This is a genomic window from Gordonia sp. KTR9 (assembly GCF_000143885.2).
In the GTDB taxonomy this organism is placed as follows: domain Bacteria; phylum Actinomycetota; class Actinomycetes; order Mycobacteriales; family Mycobacteriaceae; genus Gordonia.
In genome coordinates, this window is record NC_018581.1 from 1,484,847 (window position 1) to 1,499,434 (window position 14,588).

9 protein-coding genes are annotated in these 14,588 nt (G+C 68.0%); 7 read left to right on the forward strand and 2 right to left on the reverse strand.

Annotation, left to right across the window (positions count from 1 at the left end; genetic code table 11):
* Positions 1-371: 371 nt before the first annotated feature.
* Positions 372-4,487, reverse strand: a complete 4,116-nt coding sequence (locus KTR9_RS07465; RefSeq protein WP_044507713.1) for a bifunctional nitrate reductase/sulfite reductase flavoprotein subunit alpha — start codon at positions 4,485-4,487, stop codon at positions 372-374.
* Positions 4,488-4,727: 240 nt separating this feature from the next.
* Here KTR9_RS07465 and KTR9_RS07470 point away from each other — a divergent pair, with 240 nt between their 5' ends.
* The 7 genes from KTR9_RS07470 to KTR9_RS07500 all read left to right on the forward strand — a co-directional run bounded on the left by KTR9_RS07470 (position 4,728) and on the right by KTR9_RS07500 (position 13,596).
* Positions 4,728-5,414 carry a response regulator transcription factor gene (locus KTR9_RS07470; protein ID WP_010843502.1) on the forward strand — a complete coding sequence of 229 codons (687 nt, stop codon included), beginning with the start codon at positions 4,728-4,730 and terminating at the stop codon, positions 5,412-5,414.
* 2 nt (positions 5,415-5,416) lie between these two features.
* Positions 5,417-6,946 carry a sensor histidine kinase gene (locus KTR9_RS07475; protein ID WP_238554065.1) on the forward strand — a complete coding sequence of 510 codons (1,530 nt, stop codon included), beginning with the start codon at positions 5,417-5,419 and terminating at the stop codon, positions 6,944-6,946.
* 212 nt (positions 6,947-7,158) lie between these two features.
* Entirely contained in the window at positions 7,159-8,655 is a 1,497-nt protein-coding gene (locus KTR9_RS07480) for a trypsin-like peptidase domain-containing protein (protein WP_014925889.1), read from the forward strand.
* A gap of 135 nt (positions 8,656-8,790) precedes the next feature.
* Positions 8,791-9,459, forward strand: a complete 669-nt coding sequence (locus KTR9_RS07485) for a MogA/MoaB family molybdenum cofactor biosynthesis protein (protein ID WP_010843499.1) — start codon at positions 8,791-8,793, stop codon at positions 9,457-9,459.
* Positions 9,460-10,164: 705 nt separating this feature from the next.
* On the forward strand, positions 10,165-10,806 hold the full coding sequence (locus tag KTR9_RS07490) for an MspA family porin (protein ID WP_010843498.1): 642 nt from the start codon (positions 10,165-10,167) through the stop codon (positions 10,804-10,806).
* 71 nt (positions 10,807-10,877) lie between these two features.
* A complete protein-coding gene (locus KTR9_RS07495) occupies positions 10,878-11,564 on the forward strand; it encodes an MspA family porin (RefSeq protein WP_010843497.1) in 687 nt (228 codons plus the stop codon).
* Between the two features lie 187 nt (positions 11,565-11,751).
* Positions 11,752-13,596 (forward strand): ABC transporter ATP-binding protein, encoded by a 1,845-nt coding sequence (locus KTR9_RS07500; protein WP_014925890.1) that lies wholly within the window; start codon positions 11,752-11,754, stop codon positions 13,594-13,596.
* Here KTR9_RS07500 and KTR9_RS07505 read toward each other — a convergent pair.
* Positions 13,575-14,555, reverse strand: a complete 981-nt coding sequence (locus tag KTR9_RS07505; RefSeq protein WP_014925891.1) for an alpha/beta hydrolase — start codon at positions 14,553-14,555, stop codon at positions 13,575-13,577. The two genes, KTR9_RS07500 and KTR9_RS07505, sit on opposite strands and share 22 nt — an antisense overlap.
* Between the last annotated feature and the right edge of the window lie 33 nt (positions 14,556-14,588).

The window sequence follows — 14,588 nt, forward strand, 5'->3', positions numbered from 1 at the left end:
CTACGTGATCAGGTCTTGTGTATAGGAAGCCCCGCAGTTCAGACTTGTGCACAGGTCGGGAGGGGGCCTGGGGTCGTCTGTGCGGGGTGTCGACCCTTCGTGACGGCCCTCCGCAGGCTCCGGGCCTCCTCAGGGAGCGGGGGGGTGTCGACCCTTCGTGACGGCCCTTCGCAGGCTCCGGGCCTCCTCAGGGAGCGGGGGGTGTCGACCCTTCGTGACGGCCCTTCGCAGGCTCCGGGCCTCCTCAGGAGGCGGGGGTGTCGACCCTTCGTGACGGCCCTCCGCAGGCTCCGGGCCTCCTCAGGGAGCGGGGGCTCGTCGCTATCGCTCCTCAGGGAGAATGTGGGGTGCAGCGAGCGGTGGGACGGCCGTCAGTACACGTCCCGCACGTACCGCTTGTCGGCCGCGAGTGCCTTGACGTACGACTCGGCACTCGCGGGGGAGCGCCGACCATACTGCGCGACAATGCCTTTCAGTGCGGCGTCGACGTCCCTGGCCATCCGCGTCGCGTCCCCGCAGACGTACACGTGCGCGCCGTCGTGCAACCACTGGTAGAGCTCTTCGCCGTGTTCGCGCATGCGGTCCTGGACGTAGATCTTGCGGTCCTGGTCGCGGGAGAACGCGACGTCGAGGCGGGTCAGCAGTCCGTCGCCGAGCATGGTCGTCAGCTCATCGCGATAGTAGAAGTCGGTGGCCGAGTACTGCTCGCCGAAGAACAACCAGTTCTTCCCGTTGTGTCCCAGCGCCTCCCGTTCGCGCAGGAACCCGCGGAACGGGGCGATGCCGGTGCCGGGGCCGATCATGATCATCGGTGTGTCGGGATCGGCCGGTGGCCGGAAGTGGGTGGTGGAGGTGACGAAGACGCCGACCTCGTCGTCGGCACGGTCGGCGAGGAAGGTCGAACAGACACCACCTCGCGGCGTCCCGAACCGGTTGTAGCGCACCGCCGACACCGTCAGCTGCACTTCGTCGGGGCTCTCCAGCGGGCTCGACGAGATCGAATACGACCGCGGCACCATCGGCTTGAGGACGTGCATCCATTCCTCGACGTCGGCGGAGACGGGATGATCGGCCAGGACGTCCACCGACTGTCGTCCCCATGCCCACTCGTTGAACTGCTGCTTGTTCCCGGCGGCGATGAGGGTCTTGAGGTCGGCGGAGTCGGAACGGTCGGCGACGAAGCGGACGAGATCGGGTGTCACGCGGGCGAACTCGATCCGCTCGCCCAGGGCTGCGTGCAGCGGTAGGTCCTCACCCGCCACGGTCACCGACGCGTCGGCGTCGAGGCCGGTGCGCTCGAGGAACTCCACCACGAGTGCCGGATCGTTGCGCGGCCACACGCCCAGTGCGTCACCGGCCTGATAGGACAGGGTGTCCGCGGGGAGTCGGAACCCGAAGTTGCGCACGTCTTTTCCGGACCCCTCGGCGTTGAGCTTGACGTTCCGCACGAGCGAGGTGAGCAGCGGCTTCTTTCGCGAGTAGGCCGGCGCGGAACGCACCGACGGTGCCGCTGCGGAGTCGGCCGGCTCGCTGACCACGGTCACGCGGTCGTCGGTCATCCCGGAGGTGGGTGCCCGGTTCGACATGCTGATCGCGCGGATGACCTCGGTCAGCCAACCGCCCGCCGTCTCCTCGAAGTCGGGTTCGCAGTCGACACGCTCGAGCAGTCGCCGACCTCCCAGTTCACCGATCCGTGTATCGAGTTTGCGTCCGTGCCCGCAGAAGTCGTCGTAGTTGGAGTCGCCGAGTGCCAGCACCGCGTAGTCCACCCCTGACAGGTCGGGTGCATCCTCGGAATTCAATGCGTCCCAGAAGGACGTGCCGTTGTCCGGTGGGTCACCGTCCCCGGTCGTCGAGGTGACGAACAGGGCGGTGCCCTTCAGTTCGCCGACCTCGACGTCGTCCATGGACCGGGCATCCACCCGGAGCCCACTGGCCTTCACCCGCTCGGCCGTCTCCACGGCGAGCTCTTCGGCGTTGCCCATCTGGGAGGCCCACAGCACGGTGACGGTGTCGGTGCCGGGTTCGGCCGGTGACGAATTATCGTGGGGGAGGCCCGCGTCGGGTGCCGCCGTGCCGCGGGAGTACAGGCCTGCGAGTACGCCCGACGCCCAGATGCGGAGCTCGGCGCCCAGTGGCGCATCGGCCGGCAGGACCGGAGTGCCCGAGGGAGACGCGCCCACCCCGGCAGCCAACCCGGCGAGGTAGAGCCGCTCGGCCGGGGTCATCGCGGGCGCCGAGACGTCGGAAACCCCCAGTGCCTGAGCGAGTGCCGTCGACCCGGCGGCGGCGGCCGGCACCACGTCGGTGTTCCCGCGCGCACCCGGAACCCGGATCAGGGTCACCGCGCACACCTTCAGCTCCGGTTGCTGCGACAGCGGGTCCACCGCATCGGAGGTCACGGCGTTGATCGCGAGGTGCTCACCGAAGACGTCGTTCCAGTGGAACGGTACGAAGCAGTTGCCGGGCCGGACGCGGTCGGAGATCCGTGCGGGGAGTACCGCCCGGCCCCGCCGGGACGCGACCTCGACCTTGTCCTCGGCCGTGATGCTCAGCCGGGCGGCGTCGTCCGGGTGTATCTCGACGAAGGGTTCCGGATTCAGTTTGTTGAGCTTGGCCACCCGTCCGGTCTTGGTCATGGTGTGCCACTGATGGGGCAACCGGCCCGTGTTGAGCAGGAACGGATAGTCGTCGTCGGGCATCTCGGCCGCGTCGATGTGGGGACGGGCGAAGAACTGCGCTCGGCGGGTGGCGGTGGCGAACGCCAGGCGCGGCACCGTTCCGTCGTCGAGGCGGTGCAAGGTCTGGCTGCGACCGTCGTTGAGATACCGGATCGGGTTGCGGGCGCCGGTGTCGGCCGGATCGGGTTCGTCGTCGGACGCCGGTGGGCACGGCCACTGCATGGGCGTCCGGCGCAGCCGGTCGTAGGTGACCCCGCGCAGGTCGTAACCGGTGTTCGGGTTCGCGAACCGCTTGATCTCCTCGAACACCTCCTCGGCGCTCGAATAGTCGAAGGCGTCGGCATATCCCATCTCGGCGGCGATGCGTGCGATCATCTGCCAGTCCGGGATCGCCTGTCCGGGTGCGTCGAGCGCGGGTTCGAACAGGGTGAGGTTGCGTTCGGAATTGACCATCACACCGGTCGATTCCGACCACAGCGTCGCGGGGAGAACGACATCGGCGTACTGGTTGGTCTCGGTCTCGACGAAGGTGTCCTGGGTGATCACGAGGTCGGCGCGTTCGAGACCCTCGATGACCGTCTTTCGATTGGCCACCGAGGCAACGGGATTGGTGCAGATGATCCAGCACGCCTTGATCTCGCCGTCGGCCATTCGCCGGAACATGTCGATGGTGCCGGCACCGACGTCGGCGCGCAGCGTCCCGGCCGGGACGCCCCAGATGTCCTCGACGTATTCACGATCGGCCGCGGACACCACGGCGCGCTGGCCGGGTAGGCCAGGACCCATGTAACCCATCTCGCGGCCGCCCATGGCATTCGGCTGTCCGGTCAGCGAGAACGGCCCGCTGCCGAGGCGGCAGATCGCGCCGGTGGCGAGGTGGAGGTTGATGAGCGCGTTGGTGTTCCACGTCCCGTGGGTGGACTGGTTGAGGCCCATCGTCCAGCAGCTCATCCAGTTGGGTGCGGTCCCGATGAGCTCGGCGGCGGCCCGCAGGTCCGATGCCGGGATGCCGGTGATCGACTCGACGACGTCGGGCGGGTACTGCGCGGCGAACTCGGGTATCTGGTCGAAGCCGTCGGTGAAGGACGCGATGAAATCCTCGTCGGTGTGGCCGTTCTCGATGAGCAGATGCAGCAATCCGTTGAGGAAGGCGAGATCGGTACCGGCCCGGATCTGCAGGAACAGGTCGGCTTTGTCGGCGGTCGCGGTGCGTCGCGGGTCGACGACGATCAGCTTGGCCCCGGCCTTGACCCGGTCCATCATGCGCAGGAACAGGATCGGGTGACAGTCGGCCATGTTGGCGCCGATGACGAGGAAGACGTCGGCGTGGTCGAAGTCCTGATACGACCCGGGCGGACCGTCGGACCCCAGCGACAGCTTGTATCCCGTCCCGGCGCTGGCCATGCAGAGCCGCGAGTTGGACTCGATCTGGTTGGTGCGCAGGAACCCCTTGGCCAGTTTGTTCGCCAGGTACTGCGCCTCCAGGGACATCTGACCCGAGACGTACAGGGCCACCGCGTCGGGCCCGTGCTCGTCGACGATGGTGCGCAGGCGCCGAGCGGTGTCGGTGATGACGGCGTCGAGCTCGGCGGGCCGGAGCTGACCGCCGCGGTCGTCCCGGACGAGGGGAGTCGACAGCCGCCCACCGGCCGCGAGCATGTCCGCGGTGGTCGATCCCTTGGTGCACAGGCGCCCGAAGTTCGTCGGATGATCGGATCGTCCGACGGTCTTGGTGACCCGGTCGGAGTCGTCGTCGAGCTTCATCTCCATGCCGCAGCCGACGCCGCAATAGGCGCACAGCGACATCACCGATCGGGACACGACGGATCGAGTCGGGGCGGGGATGGTCACGGGTTCCAGCGTCGGAGGTCGATGTTTCGCGACCCGTAGCCCGGCGTTACGCATCCATCAACTTGACCTCACAGGACTCGGTCCCGAGTGTGAAAGGACGTGAGAACCGCAGGTGAGCGCCGACACCGTCACGTGAACGGACGGGTTTCGGCGTTGCTCAGCCGGATCTCAGCCGGGGTGGATAAGACTGTATCCATGCGCATCCTCGTGGTCGATGACGATCGGGCCGTCCGGGAGTCGTTGCGACGGTCGCTCACCTTCAACGGCTACAGCGTCGAGACCGCAGGCGACGGCATCGAGGCACTCGAGAAGATCCTGGCCGACCGGCCTGACGTGGTGATCCTCGACGTCATGATGCCCCGGCTCGACGGGCTCGAGGTGTGCCGCCGGCTCCGCTCCGCCGGTGACGACCTTCCCATCCTGGTGCTGACCGCACGCGACTCGGTGTCCGAGCGGGTGTCCGGTCTCGACGCCGGGGCCGACGACTACCTACCCAAACCGTTCGCGCTCGAAGAACTCCTCGCCCGGTTGCGGGCGCTGCTGCGCCGTGCCTCGCCCGAGGACGACGCGGATTCGGAGACCCTGACCTTCGCCGATCTCTCGCTCGACCCCGTCACCCGCGACGTCACCCGCGGCGAGCGGTCGATCAGCCTGACCCGCACCGAGTTCGCCCTCCTCGAGATGCTGATGGCCAACCCGCGTCGGGTGCTGTCGCGCAGCCGCATCCTCGAAGAGGTCTGGGGATACGACTTCCCGACGTCGGGCAACGCCCTCGAGGTCTACGTCGGATATCTCCGGCGCAAGACCGAGGCGGACGGCGAGCCGCGACTGATCCACACCGTGCGCGGTGTCGGATATGTCCTCCGGGAGACGCCGCCCTAGTGATGGGGAAGTCGTCGAACTCCGCGTCGCCGAAGGCGTGGGATCTCCTCCGCGACCGTCTGACCCGGGCGCTCACGGGGCACCGCGCCGGTGACGGATCCGATGAGAAGGAGATGCGGGCGCCGATGCCGCTGATGCGGGCGGTGTCGCTGCGCACCCGTGTGACGATCCTGTCCGCGACCGTCGTCCTGGTCTCGGTGAGCCTGATGGCGGCCGCTGCCTACTTCGTCGTCTACCGCGCGATGTACAACGACGTCGACCAGCAGCTGGAGAGTCGCGCGGACGGGATGGCGGCACTCGCCCGGGCGGGGGTGCTGCGTTCGCAGCCCGAACAGCTGGTGGCCGGAACTGTGTTCTCCACGAACATCTCCATCGCGCTGGTGACCCCCGGCGGCGAGACGTACCTGATCGGCCAGGTCCCGTTCGACGACGTGGAACGCGGCATCGTCCGATCGCCGTCGGTGCCCGGTTCCACACAGCAGAGTCTGCGCACCACGCGCAACCAGCGCGTCCTGACACGCAAGCTCGACGACGGCAACACCCTGGTGCTGGCGCAGAGCCTCATCCAGACCGACCGGGTGCTCAAACGCCTGGCCTGGGTGCTCTTCGTGGTCGGCTGTGGCGGCGTGGCGCTCGCGGCCCTGGCCGGCACGACCGTGGCGCGCGCCGGGTTACGCCCGGTGGCACGGCTCAACCGGGCCGTCGAGCGGGTCGCCCGAACCAACGACCTGACGCCGATCCCGGTCACCGGCAACGACGAATTGGCCAAGCTCACCGCCAGCTTCAACGCGATGCTGCGTGCGCTCGACGAATCGCGGGACCGGCAGGCGCGTCTCGTCGCCGATGCCGGGCACGAACTGCGAACACCGTTGACCTCGTTGCGGACCAATCTGGAGCTGCTGATCGCCGCGAGCCGGCCGGGTGCCCGGGCGGTGCCCGAGGACGACATGATCGAGTTGCGCGCCGACGTGGTCGCGCAGATCGAGGAATTGTCCACGCTGGTGGGCGATCTCGTCGACCTCGCCCGTGAGGACGCTCCCGAGGTGGTCTACGAGGAGGTCGATCTCGCCGAAGTCGTGGAACAGGCCCTCGAACGGGTTCGGCGGCGCCGCAACGACGTCGAGTTCGAGGTGGATCTCTCCTCGTGGTTCGTGTTCGGCGAGGCACACGGCCTGTCGCGTGCGGTGCTGAACGTGCTCGACAACGCGGCCAAGTGGAGTCCACCGGGCCGGACCGTCCGTGTCGGTCTCACGCAGGTCGGCATGTCGAGCGCACAGCTCACCGTGGCCGACGCCGGCCCCGGAATCCCCGAGGAGGACCGCGGTCTCGTCTTCGAGCGGTTCTATCGGTCGACCCAGTCGCGGTCGATGCCGGGATCGGGCCTGGGACTGGCGATCGTGCGTCACGTGGTCGAACGACACGGCGGCACCGTGGTGGCCGACACCTCCCCGCTCGGGGGAGCGCTGATCCGGATGACCCTCCCGGGCCGGGCAACTGCGGCGGAACCATCCCCGCAGGTGATTCGTCAGTAGAGGAGAAGCGGGTGACATCGGAGCCGACGCGCAGCTGCAGGCGACTGCGAACGGCAATGTACTCACCCGGTGCGACCACTAGGGTTGACCGAAGGCGCAGTTCGGGTGAGCGGCCGAGGTGATCGGTCCCGGCCCGTCCATCGGAACACAGAGCAGCACCGGCCACGAGGCGAGCACGAGCCCGGGGCCGGACCGACGAGGAAGAGACGAAGATGACGACTGGCGGTTCGCATGGTGACGGTTCCTACGGGGGCGGTCAACAGGGCGGTGGTCAACACGGTGGGGGTCAACACGGTGGGGGCCAGCCGGGCGGGGGCCACCGCGCGGCGCCCGGGAACGAGTCGTCACCGGGCGGTTCCTACGGTCCGCCGTCCGGGTCCTTCCCCGCGCCGGGCGGCCAGCACGGGTACCCGGGCGGCACTGCGCCGACATCGCCCTACGGCCGGCCCGGCACGAGTCCGTTCCCGCCGCAGGGTCAGTACGGCCCGGGCCCCGCATACGGACAATCGGGTCCGACCCCGTTCGGTGCACAGCCCGGCTCCCAGCCCGGCTTCGGAGGCCAGGGCGCGGACGGGTCGCCCGCCGCACCCGCCAAGAAGAAGGGTGGCGGACGCCTCGTCGCCCTGGGTGTGGGCGCACTCGTCCTGGCGTTGGTCGCGGGCGGCGCGGGTGGTGTCGCCGGATACAACCTGGCCGATTCCGACGGCGGGTCCAGCACCAGCAGCGGCCCGCTGGGAGGCGATCCCGGAAACAGCAACACCGCACCGGTCGCCGCGCCGGCCGGCTCCGTCCAAGAGGTCGCGGCGCGGGTGACCCCGTCGGTGGTCTCCATCGAGGTCGCGTCCGGCGGCGCGATGGGCTCCGGTTCGGGTGTCGTCCTCAGCGACGACGGCGTCATCATGACGAACAACCACGTCGTCAGTGCAGGGGGTGACGGCCCGGCGTCGAGGGTCGCGGTCAACTTCGCCGACGGTTCCCGGTCCGAGGCCCGAGTCCTCGGCGCCGACCCCATCTCCGACATCGCGGTCATCAAGGTCGACCGCGATGACCTGACACCGATCACCGTCGGCAACTCGAACAACCTCGCCGTCGGACAGGACGTGATCGCCATCGGCTCGCCGCTCGGCCTCGCCGGCACCGTCACGACCGGGATCATCAGCGCACTCAACCGGCCGGTGCTGACCTCGCGCGACCCCGGAACCAACACCACCTCGGTCATCGATGCCATCCAGACCGACGCGGCGATCAACCCGGGCAACTCCGGCGGTGCACTCGTGAACGCACGTGGCGCCCTGATCGGGATCAACACCGCCATCGCCACCCTCGGCGGTGCCGAGCAGCAGGCCGGTGGCAGCATCGGACTCGGGTTCGCGATCCCGATCGACCAGGCCATCCGAGTGGCCAGGGAGCTCGAATCGACCGGCAAGGCCAGCCACGCCAACATCGGGGTGTCGGTGCGGCCGAGCGGAGCATCCGACGCGCCGGGTGCCGTTGTCACCGCGGTGACTCCCGGCGGCCCGGCGGCAAGCGCGGGCATCCCCGATGACGCGGTCATCACCAAGGTGGACGACCGCGTCATCTCCTCCGGGGACGCCCTCGTGGCCGCGGTCCGGTCGCACGCCCCGGGCGATACGGTCACCGTCACCTACGTGGACAACGGAGCGACCAAGACCGCACAGGTGAAGCTCGGGACGCTCGAGGTCGGCTGACCGGCGACAGCCGGCGGAATCGCGTCCGCCGGCCCGAACAACTGCATCGAGGAGGCTGCACCGACGTCCACCGGGCGCGGCGCAGCGCAGCACGAACAACCGTTTCGACGGTCACACCCATAGAAAGGGCCTGTCATGTCCGACGCCGCTTCGCGCACACCGGGTAACACCGCCGTCTCCGCCGAGACCGACCTCGACGAGAACGCACTCAACGTCCGTCTCGCGGGCGGTCCGGGTCCGGTCGACCCCGCGGACGTGGTCGCCGCCGACGCTGCGGCGCGTGAATTCGTCGCGCGGCACGAGCAGGCCACACATCGCCCGCAAGGCGAGGAGATCGGCCGGGCGCTGGTCGTCGTGGTCGACGACGAGGCGGCTCATGGCGAAGACCAGCGTCTGCTCGGCCCCCTCGTGAGCGAGTTGCTGGCCGAGGCCGGGTTCCACGTCGACGCCGCCGTGGTCGTCTCCGGGGACGAGGTGGAGATCCGCAACGCGCTCAACACCGCGGTGATCGGTGGAGTGGACCTCGTGGTGTCGGTGGGCGGGGTGGGCGTCGGCGCCCGGGATGTCACGCCCGAGGCCACCGAACCCCTCCTGGATCGGCGTCTGCGCGGTATCGAAGAGGCAGTCCGCAGCTCCGGTCTCGCCGCGGGAGCCACCGACGGCGGACTTTCGCGCGGGCTGGCTGGAATCAGTGGACAGACGCTCGTGGTGAATCTGGCGAACTCACGAGCGGCCGTGCGCGACGGCATGGCGACCGCGGCACCCCTCGCCAAACACGTGATCGAAGCGATCAGCGAGTTCTGAGCAGGTCGCTTTCAAGCGCCCGTTTCTGGCTGAAAAATCTGTTCAGCAATGCGAAGAAAATCCCAGGTTAACTCGTGACAAATCCCCTACTTCTGGACGTCTGACCCGATGACGACCGAGCCTTCAGGCCCCGAAAAATCCGCGATGAGCAGCGATGATGACGCCGCGCAGCACCGAGCTGCGCGGCGTCGTCGACTCGATGCGGTGTTCGGAGACGACCTCCCTGAACTGACTTCAGACGAGAGTGACGAACATCACACAGGCCGTTCTAAGGAATGGTTCGAGGCCCAGCGGCCGCCTCACCACGGCTGACGGGCGGCTCTTGGCACGTATGCACAGCAGCGTGTTTTCCTGTCGTTAACTTTCGGTGTTCTATCGCTGGCGGATTGAACATTCACTATGGTGCGTGGCCTGTTCGTGACACGCTCGAGTCCTCCTGTTGCCCCACTTGAGACCGCTCCGATAACGTTCGGCTCGACGACACGCCGGTCCCCAGAGTCGGGGACCGGGGGTAGTCCTGCGATCTGTCTGCGAAGGCAACGCAGCAACGACCAGGAATTCGATGGATTCTTAACGACAGCTAAGACATGCGTAAGAGCACGCTTAGTGGTAACTGTGTGGAAGCCCATCGAACGTCGAGGGTCATGACTTGCGGGTGTGAGTGCATTCCGCGGGGTAACAGCCGAATCCTGTGAGAGGGAACGAATGAGCAAGTTCAGCAAGCTTGGGCTGCGCCGCGCCGCGGGCGCGGTCGCGATCGCCTCGGCCGCGGTCGTGGGCCTGGCCGGCATGGGCGTCGGCGAAGCGGCAGGTGCGCCGCTGCCGAACGGTTACAAGAACGCCACCGGCATCGACGGCGAGTCCATCCAGACGTGGCGGACCGGTGAGGCCTCCTACCCGATCCCGACCGTGGCGAACAACCCCGCGTCGCGTGGCTTCGTGATCTCGGGTACCTACACCGCCAAGGCATCTGCCGGCGTCGGTGGAAACCTGGCCGTGAAGTACATCGTCGGCTGCCAGGTCGACGTCAGCGGCATCACGCTGGACCTGAGCGGCGCGATCAGCCTGTCGGCCACCACGCTGTCCGGTGAGCTCGGCCTGCCGCTGGCTCCGGGCCAGGTCGCGGTCGTCGACATCACCGACAAGGACTTCTCCGATTCGGGCGTCGCAGCCATCCAGCTGTCGCAGCTGTCGTTCAACCTCAACAAGTGCGGCGGATACGCCTCGGCTCGTTCGGCCGTGAAGACCATCGGCGCCAAGGGTTACAGCACCGACGACGGTTCGCTGAGCGGCGAGGGCACCCTCATCCAGTCCACCCTGTACGGCAAGCCCTTCACCATCGGTTGATCTGGGCGCAGATAACAAGCTCTACCTGACTTATCTGCCCTGAGCAGATCGATATTCCACGAAGGGGAATCATGAAGAAGAACATCACGCGTCGCGTGGTTGCGGCGGCCGGTCTTGCCGGTGCCGTCGCGATGGGCCTCACCAGCCTGGGTGCCGGTGGCGCCACCGCCGGTCCGCTGCCGGGCGGCACCATCACCAAGACCCTGGTCGACGGCACCCCCGTCACCGTCCAGCTGTTCGACGAGTACGTCAACGTGCAGCGTCCGATCAGCAACGTCCCCACCACCCGCGAGGTGTGGCTGTCGGGCAAGGTCCGGGTCACCGTCGGCGGTAAGGCCGAGGGCGGCTCGATCAAGGTCGGCTACGACGTCGGTTGCCAGGTCAACTTCGGCGGACCCGACGTCAGCGTTCCCGGTGTCTCGGGCGGCGTCGACTACAGCGACCCGTCGAACATCACCGCGGGCGGCGGTCTCGACGGCGACTCGGTCGGCGCCGGGGTCTCGCTCGGCCCGGGCGAGGTCAATCGTGTGTGGCTCATCAACGAGACCTCCGGCTCGGACACCTCCTACAAGGACTACGAGCTGAACGCCTACTCCTTCAAGGGACAGAAGGGCGGCGTGGCCTACAGCCAGCAGCAGTTCAAGGTCGAGAGCTGCGCCGGCTACGCCGCGGCTCGCGCCTTCGTCCAGGTGACGGTCAGCACCGACGCCGTGAAGGGTGTCGTTGTCCTCAACGGCAAGCACTTCAGCCTCGGCTGATCAACTCATTTCCACACCGCGGGGCGGGAATCCGAACGGGTTCCCGCCCCGCGGTGTTGTGTTGTCAGGCCGCTGCGGTGTCGCTGTGAGTCTCCTGTAACCGGCCGTCTCGCTTGGGTTTTCAACGGTCATCGGTCGTAGTCTCGGTCGCGGCGGTGCCATCCGCCGGTGAGGAGCGAGGAGAGCAGTGTGCACCGCGACCGAATCGAGAACCGCTGACGATCTGTCAGCGGAGGAGTCGGGAGAGCGCGTGCCGGCGTCCGGTGCCCGGCCATCCGCACTGTCCGTGCCGGCGACCATACGTCGGTTCGCGCCCCTGCTCACCGGCTTACGGTGGCGACTGGCCGTCGCCGTCATCGCGCACCTCGTGCAGGTCGGCACCACGGTGATCACCGTCGCGCTGTTCGGCCACATCGTCGACGATGTGCTCGTGGCCGGCGACCTGAGCGCGCTCGGAACGCCGATGATGGCCTGGGTCGGGGTGTCGTTGCTCGGTGCGGTCTCGTCGTATGTCGGTGGAGTTCTCACCGGAGACGTGACCGAGACGGTTCTCCTGCGCCTCCGCGATCAGTTGTATGCGCACACCCAGCGGCTCGCACCGCATGTGCGGAGCAGGTTCGGAGGCGGGGACCTGGTGTCGCGCAACACCGGCGACGTCGAGGCGATCGACAGCCTGTTGTCGTCAGGAGTGGTGGCCGGCGTCGTCGCCGCGGTGAGCGTGATCGTGTACGGGCTCGCCGCGTTCGTGACGAACTGGCAGCTCGCACTGATCGCGGCGATCCTCGCACCGCTGCTCTGGCTGATCGCGCGACGATTCGGTGGCACGGTGAAACGTGCGTCGCGTCGGGAACGAGAGGCCGCCGGGCAGATCAGTTCGCTCGTCGCCGAGGGGATCGGCAACATGCTGGCGCTACAGGCCGACAATCAGACATCGAGTCATCGGCGCCGCGTCGGGGACCAGAGCCGACGATGGCGGGACGCCCGGATGTCGGAGTTGCGAGCGGACGCGGCGTTCGCGGAGGCGGTCACCGTCGTCGAGGTGCTGTGCATGATCGCGGTCATCGCATTCGGGGCGTGGCAGATCTCCGGCGGCGATGCGCAATTGGGCACCCTCATCGCCCTGACCGGTTATCTCGGGTACCTCTACCCGCAGATCCAGACGCTGGGTGGCCTGGCCGTCGAGGTCACCTCCGCGACCGCGAGCGCCGAACGGGTGGCCCAGGTCCTCGACGCACCGGTGGGGGCCGCCGAAGCCGGTGTGATCGAAACCCGGGTCACCGAGCCGACTCTCGCCGCGGGATGCTCAGGCTTGTCATCCAGCCCGGCGAGTCTGGTGCTGAGCGGAGTGTCTTTCACATACCCGGACAACGGATCCCGGGTCTTCGAGGACGCCCACTTGGAGATCCGCGCGGGGGAGACCGTGGCGATCACCGGTCCCAGTGGGACGGGCAAGAGCACCCTGGCCTACCTGCTGCTGCGTCTGTACGACCCCGATGCGGGCACGATCCGGCTGAACAATAAGGACATCCGCGAGCTCGACGTGGCCGGATTGCGGGCGCACATGTCGGTGCTGCACCAGCGGCCGGCCCTCATGCGCGGCACGATCGCCGAGAACATCAGCTTCGGCTCCGGATCGGCCACGCGGGCCGACATCGCCGCCGCGGCGCGGACCGCGGGTGCGGCCGACTTCATCGCGAGGATGAGCGGTGGCCTCGACGCCGAGGTCGTCGAACGCGGAGAGAACCTGTCCGGCGGTCAGCGACAACGGATCGCGCTGGCTCGCACGGTCCTCCGGAACCGGCCGCTGCTCGTCCTCGACGAACCGACCACGGGCCTCGACGACGACACCGTGGACGAGATCCTCGAAACCCTTGCAGGGGTCGCGTCCACCCGGACGACGCTTCTCATCACCCACGACCGTCGGGTGCTCGAACTCGCCGACCGGCGAGTCGAGCTGCGCGACGGACGTTTCACCGATGTCGGACCGACCCGGATCGACGGGCTCGAGAGCTATCGCAGCGCGCGCTCGTAGAACGGCCACGAACGGTGCAACTGGTCCTGCCAGTAGAGCCATGAGTGGGTCCCGGCCGGCGGGAGGTCCACGGTCGCCGGGATGTTCAGCTGACCGAGACGATTGAGAAGCTGGACGGTGCACCCCAGCGTGGCACCCTCGATCACACCACCGACGACGATCTGGTCGGCCAGGGTGTCGAGGTCCTTCACGTAGCGCGGATTGTCGTACTGTCCGGGCAGGCCACCGGCGTTGCTGATGTAGAGGTTCTGGCCACGCAGTTTGGCGGCGTTGACCACGGGATCGTGGGCGCGCCAGCCGGCGCCGCCGTAGGGACCCCACATGTTCGTGGCGTCGCCGTCGCCGCGAACCTCCACGACGAGGCGGATGTACTCCTGTCCGAACGGATCGGACGTCGTCGGACAGCCGCTGTAGGAGCCGACGGCCTCGTAGAGATCAGGGTGTTCGATGGCGAGATTGAGCACCGACGTCGCCGACGACGAGATCCCGCCGATGGCATTGCGGCCGGAGGTGTTGTAGGTGGCATCGACGACCGAGGGCAACTCCTTGCCCAGGAAGGTCGACCACTTGTGCACGCCGAGAACCGGGTCGCGCTTCTGCCAGTCGGTGTAGTAGCTGTACTGGCCGGCATTCGGGATCACCACGTAGAGGTTCTTGTTGCGGGTGAACTCGACGATGTCTGTCTTCTCCAGCCAGTTGGCCCGGTCCTCGCCACCGCCTGCACCGTTGAGCAGGTAGAGCACCCCGCGGGGCTTGGACTCGTCGGCCGGCTTGATCACCGTGAGCGGGACGTCGCGGTTCATGGCGTCGGAGTGCACCACGATGTCGGTGACACGGCCGGGCGAGCCGGCGTCGACCAGTCGTGGTGCCGCGCTCGCCCCGCCGGTCAGCGGGGCGACGAGCGAGACGCTGACGGCGATCACCGCGGCCATCCCGAGCCTGCGCAAACTGCTGTACACGTTTCCTCCTGATCGGGAGACGACGGACCGGTG